The organism is Actinosynnema sp. NPDC050801, assembly GCF_040673975.1.
GTDB lineage: Bacteria > Actinomycetota > Actinomycetes > Mycobacteriales > Pseudonocardiaceae > Actinosynnema.
The window spans coordinates 1-16,623 of sequence record NZ_JBFAQZ010000036.1 but is presented as its reverse complement, the minus strand read 5'-3'; the positions used below and the strand labels follow the sequence as shown (position 1 = coordinate 16,623).

Below are 16,623 nucleotides of genomic sequence, written 5' to 3'. Positions count from 1 at the left end.
GCCTCACCCCTTCGACGCGATGCGCCGCGCCAGCGTGAAGTTCACGACCGCCACCACCAGGATCACCAGGAACAACACCCAGGCGATGGCCGACGAGTAGCCCGCGTCGAACAACCGGAAGCCCTTCTCGTACAGGTACATCACCAGGGTCTGGAACTGCCGGTCGTCACCGCCGGTGCCGGTGGCCGTGCCGCCCGGGTCGAACAGCTGCGGCTCCACGAACAGCTGCATGCCGCCGATCGTGGAGACGATGACCGTGAACAGGATCGTCGGCCGGATGCTGGGCACGGTGATCGACCAGAACACCCGCCACCGCGACGCGCCGTCGAGCATCGCCGACTCGTACACGTCCTTGGGCACCGACTGCATCGCGGCCAGGTAGATCAGCGCGTTGTAGCCGGTCCAGCGCCACACCACCATCGAGCTGATCGCCAGGTGCGAGGCCCACGTCTCGGCGCGCCAGTCCACCGGGTCGATGCCGACGAAGCCCAGCACGCCGTTGACGATGCCGAAGTCGCGGCCGAACAGCTGCGCGAACACCAGCGCCACCGCGGCCACCGAGATCACGTTGGGCAGCAGCACGCCCGCCCGCCAGAACGCCCGGCCGCGCAGGCCGCGGTCGAGCAGGGCGGCCAGGCCCAGCGCGGCGAACAGCTGCGGCACGGTGGAGAGCAGGAACAGGCTGATCGTGTTGCCCAGCGCGTTCCAGAAGTTCTCGTCCGACAGCAGTTCGGCGTAGTTGGCCAGGCCGGTGAAGCCCTGGTCGCCGTCGATGAGCTGCCAGTCGTGCAGGGAGACCCACGCGGTGTAGAGCAGCGGGTAGAGGCCGAAGATCGCGAACACCACGAAGAACGGCGCGACGATCACGTACGGCGTGTACTTCGTGTCGAGCCGGCCGAGCCGGTCCCGCCACGACAGGCGCTGCGCCGGCGGCGGGACGGGAGCCGTGCCCCGTCCCGCCGCCCGTTCCGGTGCGACCGTCACTTGGCGGCGTCCCGCGCTTCCCCGACGGCCTGGGCGAACGCGTCCGATGTGGACTGCTTGCCGGTCTCCACGCGCGAGAGGGCGTTGTTGAAGACCGGGGTGACCTTGGCGTCCTTGGTGCCGCGGTAGGTGGGCTTCAGGCTCTCCGCGGAGTCGCCGAAGATCCGGCCGACCGGTGCGGAGTTGAAGTACTCGTTGACCGCGGCGGTGACCGCCGGGTCCTTGTACGCGGCGGGCTCGCTGGGCAGGTTGCCGGTCTCGGTGAAGATCCGCTTCTGCTGCTCGGGCGCGGTCAGCCACTTGGCCAGCTCGTACGCCTCCTGGGGGTGCTTGCCCTGCTTGGGCACGGCGAGGAACGAGCCGCCCCAGTTGCCGCCGCCACCGGGCGCGGCGGCCACGTCCCACTTGCCGGCCGCGGCGTCGCCGGCGCCCGCCTTGATCAGCGCGAGCGCCCACGCCGGGCAGGTGGTGGTGGCGAAGGACGCCTGCTTGAGCGCGACGTTCCAGTCCTGGCTGAACGGCGCCAGCGCGCCGGTCTGCTTCTTCTCGCCCAGGCTCGCGGCCAGCGTGAAGGCCTGCTCCACCTTGTCGTTCCGGTCGCCGATGAACGAGTCGTCGGCCTTGGCGAAGTAGCCCTCCTCGGTCTGGTCGAGGATCGCCTTGTAGACGTTCTGGGCGGTGTCGACGAACTTCACGTTCGGCGTCTGCCGGGTGAAGGTGTCGGCCACCTCCAGGTACTCCTCCCAGGTCGGCCACAGCTTGCCGACCTCCTCGCGGTCGGTCGGCAGGCCGGCGGCCTCGAACAGGTCGCGGCGGTAGCACAGCGCGAGGCTGCCCATGTCGGTGCCGAGGCCGAGCACGAAGTTGCCGCCGTCGGTGGTGCCCTGGTTCCACTTCCAGGCGGCCCACTGGCCGGCGAGTTCCTTGGCGCCGTGGTCCGCGAGGTTGACGAACTTGTCCTTGGACTGGCGGAACTGCGTGATGTTGCCTTCCTCGATCGCCACGATGTCGGCGGCGCCCCGACCGCCCGCGAGCTGCGTGGCGAGCTGGGTGTGGTGCTGTTCCATCTTGACCGTGCGCTGCTCGATCTCGATGTCCGGGTGCGACGCCTGGTACTCCTTGATCAGGTTGGTGTAGCCGAAGTCGGAGAAGATCCCGATCGACAGCTTGACCTTGCCGTCCCCCGCGTCACCTCCCCCGCCACCGCAGGCGGCCACCAGTGCGGCGGTCAACGCCACCGCCGTGATCGACGCGGTCCGGCCGACCAGAGTCCTGCTCATCCGTCCTCCTCGACGCACTCGCCGGGCTCGGACCCGACGCCGTGAGAGCGCTCTCATGAGAGCGCTCTCACACTGGTGAGTCCCGGTTCGCGCTGTCAACCCGAGAAGAACCGGTCGACACCGTTCCGCAACAATCTGAAGCGCTCTCGTGCACGGACCGCAACGGTCGCGCACGTTCCGTGAGCCCGGCGGCAGGGGTGTGGGAAGCCGGGTGGCCCGGCCCTCGCTCGAGCCACCCCGCACCCTGTTAGAGGCGTTCCGGACCTGGATGTGACGCGTGCTCGCCGAAAATCTTGTGACCGCCGTCACACGGCGCGCCCACTACTGGCCGCGGCACCACCGGTGCTGTTCGCAGAGCTGGGAGAGGAACCGCCGAACGGCTACGGCTGCGGGCTCGTCAGGAGCGAGAGGATCCCGAAGCACGGTGTCCCTTTCCTCAAGCTTGTGCGCGACGAGAGCGTTGCCCACGCGGGCCACCACATGGGCGTAGTGCCCGTACACCTGGTCACCTGGTCGGCCGGCCGGGTTGTAGAAGAACTTGATGAACGCTTCGTCCGCTCCCAGGTCGTCACGTGGGTGGCGATCAGTCTGCGCACCGGTCCGGCAGCGATCAATGGCCGCGTGGAGCTCGGTGAAAGCGAGATGGGCGGAGTCGGCGTCGGGGTACACGCCCAGTTGCCAGGCTCGCGTGGTGTCCGCGACCTGCGTCGCGGTGCGGAATCCCGTGCGCAGCACATCGCTCTCCATGGTCGCGCGCCGCGCGTCATCCGCATCCAGCGGGCACGTCGCCGCCGGGATCCACTCGGCGTAGAAGCTGTCGTCGACGGTGACGCCCGCTCCGCCGAGCGGCAGGGTGAGATCGGCGGGGACGTCCTGCGGCGGACTCGGCCCGCTGGAACTCACGGCGGGCGCGCTCGGGGTGTCGCCACCTCCTGACGGCGTCGGAGAGTCCCGGACACCGCAGGCGGTCAGGAGGAGGCCGAGGGCCGCGGCGACCACCACTTGAACGGGAACGGCACCGCGGGGTAGCCGGTCTCGTCGTCGGTGTCGCCGATCATCGGGATGGGCTTGACGGTCGGGTCGGGTCGGTCGAGGTCGACCTGGAAATTGCGCGGGGTGACCGGTGTGCCACCACAGATCGGGTCCAGCACGAGGCCGGTGGTCGGTGGCGGCGAGACGGTCGACTCCACCAGCCGCATCCCGGTCAGCAGGACGTCTTCACCGCCTTTCGCCTGAGCGGTGATCCTGATGGGCATGGGCGCGCGGCCCTCAGCCAGCTCGGGCAGTCTTTCCGGATCCGTGGTGGCCAGCGCCTCCTGGGCCTTCGGCTGGGAGAAGTAGAACCCGCTGCAGCCGTCGAATCGGAACGCGTCGGCGACCACCTGCCGCACGTCACCGGAGCCCTCGGTGTCGACCACGACGATCGTGGGCCGGGCTGTCCCCGCCGGGTTCACCGTCGTCCTTGGGAGCCACCCGATGAGCTGCTCATAAGGCGCAGTTGTACCGGCGCGCGCAGCGAGGTGTGAGTCGAATGCCGCGAAACGCACCCGGTCGGCCGTACGTCCCACGCGAGCGGATGTCCACTGCCCCAGCCACTTCCGCGCGTCGCACCCGACCGGGAACCCGGCAGCCCGCTCCTCCCCCGAAGAAGAGCGGGCTGCCGGGTCTTCACGCCTCGGCCATCCCCGCGACGACCGAGGTCCGGGCGGCACGCCGGGCCGGTAGCGCGGCGGCCAGCACTGCGGCCACCACCGCGCCGGCGAGCATCACGCCGATCTGCCCGAACGGGACCACCAGGTCCACCGAGATCGTGTCGGTCGACAACGCCTCGGTGAGCACCCAGCCGAAGCCGATGCCCAGCAGCAGCCCGAGGGCCGCGCCCATCAACGCCATCAGCACCGACTCGACCACCAGCATCAACCGCAGCTGACCCCGGGTCAGGCCGAGCGCCCTGAGCAGCGCCGACTCGCGCGTCCGCTCCAGCACCGACAGCGTCAACGTGTTGGCGATGCCGAACAACGCGATCACCACGGCCAACCCGATCAGCGCCCAGATGAACCCGAGCACCTGGTTGAGCTGCCGGTTGAGCTGCTCCTTCGTCTCCGCCGCGCTGTCCACCACGGCCAACGGCGAGGGGTCGGTGACCTTCTCGACCGCCGCGCGCCCGTTCTGGGCACCGTCCTTGAGCTTGACCAGGATGCTGTCGTAGCCCTCGGCAGCCTGCGGGAACCTCAGCGACGTCGCCATCGTCATGACCCCGTCGGACAGCCGCTGCCCCTCGATCACGGCGACCACCTTGAGCTGCTGCGGCTCGCCCTGCTCCGCCTTGATCGTCACCGTGGAGCCGACCGACACGCCCTCGCGCTTGGCGTACTCCGCGTTCACCGCGATCGCGCCGTCGCCGAGGTCGGCGAGCGACCCGCTGGTGACCGTCGGCCGGAACAGGTCGCCGATCGCGTCACGCGACACGCCGGTGAAGTACCCGCGCTCGCCGTGCACCACCGTGGTCGGCGCGACCTTCGCCACCTCCGGCACGGCGGCCAGCTGCCCGGCCAGCTCCTCGGGCAGCGGTCGGTCGTACACCGCGGACGTCACCGTGTAGTCGGCGGGCATCCGCTGGTCGATCTCGGCGTTGGCGGTCTGCTTGGCGCTGTTGGCGACCACCGTCACCAGCGCCACGATCGTCACGCCGATCATCAACGCGGCGGTAGTCGCGGCGGTGCGCTTGGGGTTGCGGCCCGCGTTGGCCGACGCGAGCTTGGCGGGTACCCCGAGCAACGCCCGCGGCACCGCGCCCAGCACCCGGTTGACCGGGCCGACCAGCAGCGGGCCGAGCACGAGCACCGTGGCCAACAACGCCATCGTGCCCGCGCCGCTGGTGAGCATCGCCGCTTCCTCGTCGTCCATGCCCATGCCGAACACCACCGCGCCGACGCCGACCACCGCGAACAGCACGGCGGTCAGCACCCGCAGCACCCCGGTGCGGCGCACCTCCTCGCCGCTGTCGGGTTGGCTGCGCAGGGCGGCCACCGGCGCGACCCGGGTCGCCTTGCGGGCGGGCAGCACCGCGGCGAGCACGGTCACCAGCGTGCCGACCGCGAACGCGGCGAGCACCGTCGTGACGGTCACCGGCAGGAGCACCGTGCCCGTGCCACCGTCCTCGAACGAGAAGATCACCTGTTGCAGCAGGGCGGACACCCCGATGCCGCCGAACAGGCCGATCACCGACGCGACCAGGCCCATCACCAGCGCCTCGGCCAGCACGGTGCGGAACACCTGGCTCCGGCTCGCGCCCACGCACCGCATCAGCGCCAGCTCACGGGTGCGCTGCGCGACCAGGATGGTGAACGTGTTGTAGATGACCATGGCGGCGACCACGAGCGCGATGATCGCGAACGCCAGCAGCACCGTGGTGATCTCGCCCGCTTGGGACTCGACCCGCTCCAGCGTCTGCTTGGTCAGCTCCTCACCGCTCTGGACCGAGAACCCGCTGTCCCCGATGGCCTTGCGGACGTTGTCGACCACCTGCTGCTGCGTGAAGCCGGCCGCGGCGGTGGCGACCGCCTGGTACGGCAGCCGTTCGGGCCGCAGCGCCTGGAACGCCTCGGGCGTCAGCCCGATGTGGTCGTAGCCGGACAACGACACCTGGTTCGTGCCCTGCTGGTACGTGCCGACGAGCGTGTAGGTGGACCGCTGGTCCTGTTCGCCCAACAGCACGACCGGCTGCCCGATCGCGAGCTTGGCGGTGGTGGCCGTGCGCTTGTCGACCACGATCTCGGCGGCCGAGGTCGGGTAGCGGCCCTCGACGAGGTCGAACTCGTTCAGCTTCTCGTCGGTGGCCAGCGACACGGCCCAGGCGGGCTTGGCCTTGCCGTTGGCGGCGACCAGCGGCACCGTCTGGGCGCCGCGCGTGTCGGCGCCCGCCACGCCCGGTGCCTGCCGGATCTTCGCCAACGTCTCCGGGTCGATGCCCTTGGCGTCGGGCGACGACTCGCCCGACAGCGTCACCGAGACGTCGACGTTGCGCGCGCCCTTGGCGAACTCGTCGCGCAGGCTCGCGCTCATGGCGTCGCCGAGCACCAGCGTGCCGGTCACGAAGGCGACGCCGAGGGCGATCGCCACCGAGGACAGCACGAGCCGCGCGGTGCGGGCCTTGAGGCCCGCGATGATCGTGCGCAGCATCAGGTCACGCCCCCAGGTGCTTCAGGGCGGACAGCACCGAGTCGGCGGTCGGGTTGTCGATCTCGCCGGCGAGCCTGCCGTCGGCGAGCAGCACCACGCGGTCGGCGTAGGACGCGGCGACCGGGTCGTGCGTCACCATGATCACGGTCTGCCCGAGCTTGCGCACGGACATGCGCAGGAAGTCGAGCACCTCGGCGCCGGAGCGCGAGTCGAGGTTGCCGGTCGGTTCGTCGGCGAACACCACGTCGGGCCGGGAGACCAGGGCGCGGGCGCAGGCCACGCGCTGCTGCTGGCCGCCGGACAGCTCGGTCGGCTTGTGCTTGAGCCGGTCGCGCAGGCCGAGCACGTCCACGATGGTGTCGAACCACTCGCGGTCGGGCTTGCGGCCCGCCAGTTCGAGGCCGAGCAGGATGTTGGCCTCCGCGGTGAGCGTGGGCAGCAGGTTGAACGCCTGGAAGACGAACCCGACCCGGTCGCGGCGCAGCTTGGTCAGCTCCTTGTCCCCCAACGAGGTGATCTCGGTGCCGCCGATGTGGACGGTGCCGCCGTCGACGTTGTCCAAGCCGGCCAGGCAGTGCATCAACGTCGACTTGCCGGACCCGGACGGGCCCATGATGGCGGTGAACTTCCCCGCCGCGAAGGCCACGCTGACACCGTCCAGCGCCCGGACGGCGGTGTCGCCCTTGCCGTAGACCTTCACCAGGTTCCCGGCGGCTGCAGCGGTGCGGGTTCCGACGTCGGACACCAGTGCGGACATGCTCCCTCAATTCCTCGGGTCTGCTGACGTCGAGAAAGCTATGGGGCACGCGGGTCGCCGGTCGTCACCTCGGCGGCGGAACCGGAGGTCAACCGGCGGGATGACGACCACTAGTCCCGAGGTCTGACACCCCGCCGCCGGACGGCGCGGGCGGGCGCCGCCGGCCCTACTCCGCGGCCGGTCCGGGCGCGACGACCGTCCCCTGGTCGACCTTGGGCAGGTCGAGCAGGCCCCGGTCGAACGCGTTGGCCACCGCCTCGGCCCGCCGGCTCGCGCCGAGCTTGGACATGATCCGGCTCAGATGCACGCTGACCGTCTTCTCCGAGATGTACAGCTCCTCGCCGACCTGCCGGTTGGTGCGCCCCTGCGCGACCAGCTCCAGCACGGACCGCTCACGCGGGGTGAACGGGTCCACCCGGTCACGCGGTCCCACGTCGCGCAACGCCACCCTGGCCCGCCGGGCGACCAGGTCCAACGCCTCGCGCAACGGCGCCGAGCCCAGCTCGTCGGCCACCGCGCTGGCCAGCTTCAGCTCCGCCGCCGCCTCGTCCCGCCGGTCCGCGCCGAGCAGCGCCTCGGCCAGCCGCCACCGGCACACGGCCTGCTCGAACACCGACCCGAAGCCGAAACCGTCGACCGCGCGCCGCCACAGCTCCGGGTCGCCCGGCCCGGTCAACCGCGACTCCTCGGCCTCCACGCGCACGAGCCACGCCCGGCCCTCGGGACCGAGCTCGCCGGTGCGGGGCATGCCCATCTCGACCGTCCGGTGCGCGTACCCGACCAGTTCGCGGCCGGCCCGCACGGCGTCCTCCTCGGCCGCCCGGTCCTTGCGCCGACGTGCCCGCGCCGCGATCTCCACGTGGCCCGCGACACCGAGGGCGGCCAGCCGGATGCCGGCCAGCATCCACTCGCCCTCCTTGCGGGACCAGCTGATGGCGTCCGCGACCCGGTCCACGGCCAGCTCCGGCTGACCGCGCCACAACGCCAGCTCCGCGCCCGTGCCACCGGTGATCAACGCGATCTGCAGGTCGCGGTGCCAGTCCGCGCGCAGCTCCCGGATCATCCGCTCGGCCTGGTCGAACTCGCCCCGGCTGACCGCCACGTGGGTGCCCGCCGCGGCCAGCCGCGCGGACACCGTGCTCGACACCCGCAGGCCCGGCGGTTCGGCGGCGGTCGCCGCGCCGTCCCACTCGCCCCGGTAGTACCTGGTCAGCACCTGCAGGATGCGCAGCTCCAGGCCGAACGAGCTCCACGTCAGCCCGGTCGCCTTGGCCCGCGCCACGCCCTCGTCGAAGACCCGCGCGGCCTCGTCCAGCTCACCGAGGTCGTAGTGGTGCAGGCCGAGGAAGTACCGGGCCCGCAGCTCGGTGCTGACGGCGTCGGCCTCCATCGCGCACGCCACCGCCGCGGTCAGGTGCTCGTGCGCCCGCGGCACGTCGCCCTCCGGCTCGTCGAGCAGGCCCAACGTGGTCAACGCGTCCGCCACGGCCGAGTCCGCGCCCGCCGCGCGGCCGTCGGCCACCGCCAGCTCGGCGCGCTCACGGGCCTCGACGTACTTGCGGTCGTGCCGCAGCGCCGCCGCCCACACCGCCAGCACCCACGCGCGGGCCGGGCTCGCGGGCCGGTCCCGGACCAGCCGCCACGCCTCCTCCACCGCCCGGTACTTCTCGTGGTCGGTGCCGTCGAGCACCTGGAGCGTCTGGGCGAAGCGCCGCCACATCACGGCCGCGACCTCGGGATCGGCCTCGTCCACCACGGTGGTGCCGGTGCGGGCGAAGGCGATGGCCCGCTCGGGCTGGCCGGCCGTGCCCGCGGCCCACGACGCGTCGCGCAGCAGTTCCAGCTCGGTCAGGCCGGGCGGTCGCTGGTCGGCGGGCACCGCGTGCCACAGCTTCAGCGCCTGCTCCAGGTGCCTCAGCGACTCGGCGGGCGCGCCGGCCGCCTGCGCCTCGTGCCCGGCGTCGACCGACGCGCGCAGCGCGCGGACCAGGTCGTGGGACTCCAGGCTGTGGTGGGCCAGCGCGGCGGCGGCCCCCCGGTCGCCGGACGAGGCGAGCCGGTCGGCGTACGCGGCGTGCAGCCGGACCCGTTCGCCGGGCAGCAGGTCGTTGTAGACGGCCTCGCGCAGCAGCGCGTGCCGGAACGTGTACACCTCGGCGCGGTCGACCACCAGCACGTGGTGCTGCACGGCCTCGCGCAGCACGCCGTCGAGGCCGACGTCGTCCATGCCCGCCACGTCGCGCAGCAGGTCGTGGCGCACCGACCGGCCGCCGACCGAGGCCACCCGGACCAGGCGCTGCGCGTCCGGTGAGAGGCGTTCGATCCGGGCCAGCAGCACCTCGGCGAGCGTCCACGGCACCTCGCGGTCGCCACAGCTCGCGACGGCGATCAGCTCCTCGGCGAAGAACGGGTTGCCGTCCGAGCGCTCGGCGACCTCCAGCACCAGGTCGTCGGACAGGTCGTCGGTCAGCGCCGCGACGAACGAGCGCGCGTCGATCGCGCTCAGCGGGGTCAGGTCGAGCCGCTGCACGGCGGGCAGCCGGACCAGCTCGCTGAGCAGCGGCCGCAGCGGGTGGCTGCGGTGCAGGTCGTCGGAGCGGTAGGTGGCGACCACCAGCAGCCGCTGCGCGCGCAACCGGGAGAGCAGGAAGGACAGCAGGTAGCGGGTGGAGGCGTCGGCCCAGTGCAGGTCTTCGAGCACCAGCAGCACGGGCCGTTCCTCGGCCAGGTCGCCGAGCAGGCCGTGCACCGCGTCGAACAGCTGGAGCTGGCCCACGTCCTGCTCGGGACGGCGGCCGACCAGGTGCGACGGCAGGCCGGAGACCGACGTGCTGCCGTCGTGGCCGGCGGGCAGCGCCAGTTCCGGCATCAGCAGGCCCAGGGCCGGCCGGGCGTTGACGTCGAGCAGACCGGCCTGCCGCACCTGCCCCAACGCCTCGGTGAAGGGCAGGTACGGCAGGCCGGTCTCGCCGACGTCCAGGCAGCGGCCGGTGAGCACGAGCGCGTCACCCGCGGTGGCGGCCAGCTCGTCCATCAACCGGGTCTTGCCCACCCCCGCGTCACCGGCGACCAGCATCGCGCCGGCCTGGCCGCGGACGGCCTCGTCGAGGGCGGCGCGCAGCCTGGTCATCTCCCTGCCACGCGCCACCAAGGGGATTCCGGAACCGAGGCGTGCCACACCAGGCATGTTGTCACACCTCAGGCGGCGTCGCGGTGACCATTGTCCGCTGCCGGCCGATCCGGGCCGGCGCGATGGGCCAGCCGCCGCCACCACGTCCGCGTGGCCCGGCTGGACTGCCGGCCGACGCGGTAGTGCGAGGCGTCCGCGCGCAGCGCGGCCTGCCGGTAGTCGATCTCCGCCTTCAAGGACTCGGGCGTCCACTCCATGATGACCTGCTCCTCGTGTCGTTCGCTTCTCTGATGACACGAAGATTCGTCCTGAGGCCGTGGTGCGGGCATCGGTCGTTCACGTGGGTTGCGGTGGTGGTGCCCTTACCCGCCGCCGTAAGGGGTGGCAGACGGCGGGTAAGGGATGCCTCAGGGCAGCGTCAGAGCACGTCAGGGACCCCTCAGCAGGCGCCGAGGTCGCGCCAGACGCCCCACTCGCCGGTGGTGCCCGGCTCCTCGGCCTGCGTCCACCACTTGGCCTGCCAGCGCTTGCCGCGGTGCGACACCTCGTTGCCGCCGTTGTAGACCTTGGCGCGGTCCCACGCGGGCGCGGTGCAGCTCGGCTGGCTCGTGGTCGTCGTGGTCGTCGTGGTCGTCGTCGTCGTCGTAGTCGTGGTCGAGGTGGTCGTGGTGCTGGTCGGGCCGGTACCGCCGCCACCGCGCGGGTGGTCGGAGGCGATGGCGTAGGACTGGCCGCCGAAGGTGAGCTTGACGTTCGACGGCGACGCGATGGGCAGCTGGTAGCTCAGCGCGACGTCCACCGACGCGCCGGGCGCGAGCGACTGCCACGTCGGCAGCGTCAGCTCGACGTGCTGGAAGTCGCCCTTCAAGCCGCCGACGTTGCCGCCCGTGTGGCCCTTGGCGGTGACCCGCAGCCCGAACCCGGACTGGTCGGCCATGCTGCCGGGCGCGCTCGTGCCGTAGTCGAACTCGATCTTCGTGCCGCCCGGCAGGGTCGTGGTCGAGTTGTTGGTCAACCTCAGCTTCGGCGTGATCGGGTAGTTGCTGTCGCCGAGCGCGAACCCGGAGACGGTGGCGCTCACGTCCAGCACCTGGGCCGGCGTGGTGCCCGCCGCCTTCCGGTTGCCGTACGGCGCCGCGCCGCGCAACCCGTCGTTGATCTTGGTGAGCAGGGTGTCGCCGACGGTGTACTGGCCCTTGCCGCCATCGAAGCGGTAGTCGCCCGCCAGCTCCCAGATCATGATGCCGCCGATGCCCTTGTCCGCCACGTACTTCGCCTTGGCCGCGATGGACTGCTCGTCCTCAGTGGACAGGAACACCTTCTTGTCCGCGTTCCACAACCACGGCGAGGTGAGCGTGCTGTCGTAGAACCGTTGGTAGGAGCCGGAAACGCGGTCGGTGGGGTCGTTGGCCGGGTCCAGGCCGTGCTGGGCGAGGTAGTCCGGCGTGATCTCGTTCTCCAGGTTCTTGGCGTGCCACATGGGGTTCACGCCCGACGGCACCTCGGCGCCGCCCGCGGTGGAGTCGTGCCACAGGTTGTCGATGCCGACCGCCCCGTTGCCGCACGGCGTGGTCGAGCCGACGCTCGAACCGGTGCCGGGCGGGCACTTCGCCTGGTCCGGCAACGCGGCCCGGCCCCACAACCCGTTCGTGCCGCCGGTGACGCCCTGCCAGCCGCGGCTGTAGAACGGCACGCCGATGTTGATCCGGCCGGCCTGCATCGCGCCCCGGTAGTAGTGGTAGGCCCAGTCGGTGTTCAGGTAGCCCATGCCCTCGTACTGCGGCGCGGTGTAGACGCCACCGGCGGCGAGCTCGCCGTCCTTGCCGTCGTCGTAGAGCGCGGCGTTCGGGCCGACGAAGTGGTTCCACGAGCCGTGCAGGTCGTAGCTCATCACGTTCAGGTAGTCGAGGTAGCGGGTGACCTGGTAGGCCTCCTGGCCGCGCAGCAACCAGCCCGAGGCGGGCACGGCGGCGGTGAGCAGGTAGTGCCTGCCGTCCTGCGCCGAGGCGCGGTCCAGCTTCTCCCGCAACGTCTTCATGATCTTCTCGTAGCCCGCCCACAGGGTGCCCCGGTTGGCGTTGGAGATCCAGAAGTCGTCCGGGTTGCCCGCGTGGTTGTTCGACGTGGCGTACTCGTAGTCGATGTCCACGCCGTTGAAGCCGTACGTGCGGATGAACCGCACGGCGGAGTCGGCGAACGCGTCCACGGTGGCCTGAGGCTGCGCGCCCAGCTTGTAGAACCCGCCGGAGGCGTTGCGCGTGCCGTCGGCGTCGAAGAAGCCGCCGGTCTCCGCCCAGCCGCCGACCGAGATCATCGTCTTCACGTCCGGGTGCTGCTTCTTGTACTTGGTGAGCAGGTTGAAGTGCCCCTTGTACGGCAGCGACGGGTCGAGGTCGACGCCCGGCCAGGTCATGCCGGTGGAGGCGTTGTCGGGGCCGTCGGGGCCCACGGAGACCCGGTTCTGCGCGTCGATGTGCGCGAAGGCGTAGTTGAGGTGCGTGACCTTGGTCCACGGGATGTCGGACGCCAGGTAGGCGGGCGCGCCGTTGCGGCCCGTGCGCCAGCTGGTGAAGTAACCGATGACGCGGCGCGAGTGGTCCGCCCCCAACGACTCCCGACCCTCGGTGTCGTAGACGGAGCAGTACGGCACCGCGACGCCGGGGGTCTGGTAGAGGCCGTCGGGACGGCACTCCTCCCCCGCGGCGGCGGCGCTGGGCGAGGACGGGGACACGACGGCGACGACGAGCCCGACGACCGCGGCGAGCAACGCCACGAGCGGCGAGAACTTGGACCTGCTGAACCCGGATGATCTGGACAAGGCCGGCACACCTCCTGCACGAGGCGGCGGCCACGACGCAGCCACCGAACCGTAAATAGGTCTAGACCTCTATGTCAATAGGTCCAGACCACGTACGGGTACGGTCAGACGGTCGTGGTGGCGCGGGCGCGCGCCAGGCGTTCCCGCACCTGGTCGGCCTCGGGCGCGTCCAGCTCGGTGAGCAGCGCCAGCGCCCGCTGCCAGTGCGCCACCGCGCCCGGCAACCCCTGCCGGTCGAACACCACGGCCAGCCGGTCGTGCGCCATCGCCTGGTGGTACGGGCTCGCCGCGGCCGACGCGACCGACAGCGCCGTGCGCGCCGACGTCACGGCCTCCGTGCCCTCGCCCGACTCCAGCAGCACCGTCGCGAGGTCCGTGTGGCAGGTCGACTCACCGCACTGCTCGCCGACCTCCCGGTACATCGTCACCGCCGCCCGCAGCCACGACTCGGCCTCGTCGTAGCGCCGCGACGCCAGGTGCAGCAGCCCGAGGTTGTGGTGCGCGTTCGCCTCGGCCCACCGCGACCCGGCCGCCCGGCTGACCTCCAGGGCCTCCCGGTACGAGGACTCCGACTCGTCCACCCGGCCCAGGAACGCCAGCATGTCCGCGACCGCCGTCAGGGCTCGTGCCTGCGCGTTCACGTCGCCGGACGCCCGCGCCACCTCCAGCGCCTCGCGGTGGCGGGCCAGCGACTCGTCCATCCGCTGGAACTGGGCCAGCGCGATGCCCAGGTTGAACAGCATCACGAACGTCGCCTCGGGGTCGCCCAGCCTCGTGGCGGCCTCCAGGGCGGCCTCCGTGGTGCGCAACCACGTCGTCCGGTCCGCCCGCAGCCAGAGGAACCGCGACAGCGTGTACGGCAGCTGCCACGCGTGCACCAGCCACTTCGGGTCCGCGCCCTCGGCGGCGGCCGACTCGGCGGCGGCGATGATGTTGCCCTGCTCGGCGTCCAGCCAGGCGATCGCCTCGGCCGAACCCTGCAACTTCGGCACTTCCACCGGCACGTGCTCGGGCGCGATCCGCACGCTGCTGCCGCGCGTCACCGGCAACCGGCCGTCGGCCAGGTCGGCGCAGTGCAGGTAGTAGTCGAGCATCCGGCTGGTCGCCTCGTGCCGCAGGTCCGGCGGCAGCTCGGCGGCCAACGTCCGCATGTAGACCCGCACCAGGTCGTGCGCCCCGTACCGCCCGGGCTCGTTGACCGACAGCAGGTTCGCCGCCGTCAACGCGTCCAGCGCGCGCTGCGCCTCGCCGACGCGCACCCGGGCCGTGGCGGCCACCACGAACGCCGTCACGTCCGGGCCGGGGTGCAGGCCCAGCAGCGCCAGCAGCCGCGCGGGCAGCGGCGGCAGCGCCCGGCGGGACGCGTCCAGCGCCGCCCGCACGGTGGAGTCCTCGTCCTCCAGGCCCAGGGCGGCCAGCCGGCCGTGCTCGTCGTCCAGCTCGGCGACGAGTTCGGCCACCCGCAACGACGGCGCGACCGCCAGCCGGGCCGCCGCGATCCGCAGCGCCAGCGGCAGCCCGTCGCACAGCACGGCCAGTCGGCGCAGCGCGGCGGCCTCCGTGGCGTCCCGGCCGGCGACCCGGCTGACCACGGCCACCGACGCGTCGAGGTCGAGCATGTCCAGCTCGACCAGCCGCGCCTCGGCGTGCGCGACCAGGCCGACCAACCGCCGGCGGGACGTCACCAGCACGCACGACGGCGGACCGGGCAGCAGCGGCAGCAGCTCGGTCGAGCCGCGGGCGTTGTCCAGCATCACCACCATGCGCCGGTCCGCGATGAGCGTGCGGAACAACGCCGACCGCTCCTCGACCGTCACCGGGATGTCCGGCGACGGCACGCCCAGCGTGCGCAGGAACCGGCTCAGCACCTCGCCCGCGCCCAGCGGCTCCTGGTTCGGGTCGTAACCGTGCAGGTCGACGTACAGCTGGCCGTCCGGGAACTCCTCGCGCACGCCTTGCGCCCAGTGCAGGGCGAGTGCGGTCTTGCCCACCCCGGCGGGCCCCGTGACGACGAGGACCAGCCCGCCCTCCGGGTAGGAGGCCAGCAGGCCGTCCAGCCGCTTCAGCTCGTCGTCACGGCCGATCAGGGACGCCGAGACGCGCGGCAGCTGCGCGGGCGTGATGGCAGGCGAGGGGTCGGGCACCGGCGGGCGCAGCTCCATCGGCCGGGTCGGGCGCTCGGGCTCGGGGTTCTCCCCGGCCAGCACGGCCTGCTGGAGCTTGCGCAGCTCAGGGCCCGGCTCGACGCCGAGCTCGTCGATCAGCACCCGGCGCGCCTCGCGGTAGACGGCCAGCGCCTCGGCCTGCCGTCCCGACTGGCACAGCGCGCGCATCAACAGGCCGTGGCCGCGTTCCCGCAACGGGTGCTCGCCCACCAGCGTGGTCAGGGACGGCACCAGCTCCGCACCTCGTCCGATCAACAGCAGCAGCTCGGCCCGCTCCTCCAGCACGGCCAGCCTGCGCTCGACCAACCGACCGCGCTCGACCTCGGCGAACAGGCCCGCGACACCGCCCAGCGGCTCACCGCGCCACAGGCCGAGGGCCTCGTCCAGCGCGGTGGCCGCCGAGATCAGGTCGCCGGACGCGCGCAGGCGGGCCGCCGCCGCCACCCCGCGTTCGAACTCGTCCAGGTCGACCGCGTTCGGGTCGACCCGCAGCAGGTAGCCGTCGCCGACGGAGGTCAGCAGCTCGGCCGGTGCGCGGCGGGCGCGGCTGGGCTCCAGCGCACGGCGCAGCCCGGCCACGTAGGTCTGCACGAGGTTGACCGCGCTGGTCGGCGTGTTGTCGCCCCACACGGCCTCGATGATCTGGCCCCGGCTGACCGGCGCGTTGCGGGCCAGCAGCAGCACCGCCAGCACGGCACGCTGCTTGGCGGCGCCGAGGTCGACCTCCCCGCCACCGCGCACCGCCCGGAGCAGGCCGAGCACCTCGAACCGCAAGCGCTCGCCGCCGCCGTCTGCCACCGACCGATCCTTCACCGAACGTTGGGCCCCAGACGGAGCCTAGGAGATCACTTCAGTCCGGCTCCAGTCGTCCTGTAGCCGCATTCTTACGCTAAGCGTGTCCGATCAACCACACAGGGCGAACCCCGGTGAGGGAGGTTGGACCAGACAGCGGAACATCCGCTGCTCTCCCTGAACGACGAGGGCAGGCCGGCGTGCAAGGGGCATCCAGCCCGCGGCGGCGGAACGCCGGCCCGCCCTCGTCCCCTTCTCCACCGGAGACGGGTCATCCGGTAGGGGATGACCTGCCTCCACTGCCCTCCCCCCAGTGGAAGGGGCCGTGACCGGGATCCGAACCCCCGATCACGGCCCCTTCGACATGTCCGGGGTCGGCTTGCGGTCCCGCAGGCCTAGGCGCAATACCAGTGACTTAAGGGTTGATCGGGTAGGTTGTGCGTCCTGGAGGTGCTGGATGCCACGGCCTGGGCAGGTCAAGCCTGAGACAGATGCGCGGTTGTCGGATCGGATCG

At 71.9% G+C, this 16,623-nt stretch carries 10 protein-coding genes; all 10 read right to left on the bottom strand.

Translation table 11 applies throughout. The features are described 5' to 3' along the window. Positions 1-3 precede the first annotated feature (3 nt). Positions 4-918, bottom strand: coding sequence for a sugar ABC transporter permease (locus AB0K14_RS38790; protein ID WP_360464805.1), 915 nt, complete (start codon positions 916-918; stop codon positions 4-6). 62 nt (positions 919-980) lie between these two features. Further along, positions 981-2,264, bottom strand: coding sequence for an extracellular solute-binding protein (locus tag AB0K14_RS38785; protein WP_360464774.1), 1,284 nt, complete (start codon positions 2,262-2,264; stop codon positions 981-983). Between the two features lie 321 nt (positions 2,265-2,585). Beyond that, entirely contained in the window at positions 2,586-3,167 is a 582-nt protein-coding gene (locus tag AB0K14_RS38780) for a hypothetical protein (protein WP_360464771.1), read from the bottom strand. Positions 3,168-3,232: 65 nt separating this feature from the next. Further along, a complete protein-coding gene (locus AB0K14_RS38775) occupies positions 3,233-3,718 on the bottom strand; it encodes a hypothetical protein (protein ID WP_360464768.1) in 486 nt (161 codons plus the stop codon). Positions 3,719-3,932: 214 nt separating this feature from the next. Then, positions 3,933-6,446: an FtsX-like permease family protein gene (locus tag AB0K14_RS38770; RefSeq protein ID WP_360464765.1), complete on the bottom strand. Its 2,514-nt coding sequence runs from the start codon at positions 6,444-6,446 to the stop codon at positions 3,933-3,935. Positions 6,447-6,450: 4 nt separating this feature from the next. Continuing rightward, complete coding sequence (locus AB0K14_RS38765) at positions 6,451-7,203, bottom strand: ABC transporter ATP-binding protein (RefSeq protein WP_360464762.1); 753 nt, start codon at positions 7,201-7,203, stop codon at positions 6,451-6,453. Positions 7,204-7,369: 166 nt separating this feature from the next. Continuing rightward, on the bottom strand, positions 7,370-10,390 hold the full coding sequence (locus AB0K14_RS38760; RefSeq protein WP_360464759.1) for an AAA family ATPase: 3,021 nt from the start codon (positions 10,388-10,390) through the stop codon (positions 7,370-7,372). An 11-nt stretch (positions 10,391-10,401) separates the two neighbouring features. Then, on the bottom strand, positions 10,402-10,590 hold the full coding sequence (locus tag AB0K14_RS38755; RefSeq protein WP_360464756.1) for a hypothetical protein: 189 nt from the start codon (positions 10,588-10,590) through the stop codon (positions 10,402-10,404). Between the two features lie 182 nt (positions 10,591-10,772). Further along, entirely contained in the window at positions 10,773-13,151 is a 2,379-nt protein-coding gene (locus AB0K14_RS38750; RefSeq protein WP_360464753.1) for a glycosyl hydrolase family 18 protein, read from the bottom strand. A 104-nt stretch (positions 13,152-13,255) separates the two neighbouring features. Then, positions 13,256-16,114, bottom strand: coding sequence for a BTAD domain-containing putative transcriptional regulator (locus tag AB0K14_RS38745; RefSeq protein WP_360464750.1), 2,859 nt, complete (start codon positions 16,112-16,114; stop codon positions 13,256-13,258). Between the last annotated feature and the right edge of the window lie 509 nt (positions 16,115-16,623).

What these genes read in the sequence shown, in the direction of transcription:
- AB0K14_RS38765 (WP_360464762.1), bottom strand. Translation starts at nt 7,203, where the DNA reads ATGTCCGCACTGGTGTCCGACGTCGGAACCCGCACCGCTGCAGCCGCC.
- AB0K14_RS38755 (WP_360464756.1), bottom strand. Translation starts at nt 10,590, where the DNA reads ATGGAGTGGACGCCCGAGTCCTTGAAGGCGGAGATCGACTACCGGCAG.
- AB0K14_RS38785 (WP_360464774.1), bottom strand. Translation starts at nt 2,264, where the DNA reads ATGAGCAGGACTCTGGTCGGCCGGACCGCGTCGATCACGGCGGTGGCG.
- AB0K14_RS38760 (WP_360464759.1), bottom strand. Translation starts at nt 10,390, where the DNA reads ATGCCTGGTGTGGCACGCCTCGGTTCCGGAATCCCCTTGGTGGCGCGT.
- AB0K14_RS38770 (WP_360464765.1), bottom strand. Translation starts at nt 6,446, where the DNA reads ATGCTGCGCACGATCATCGCGGGCCTCAAGGCCCGCACCGCGCGGCTC.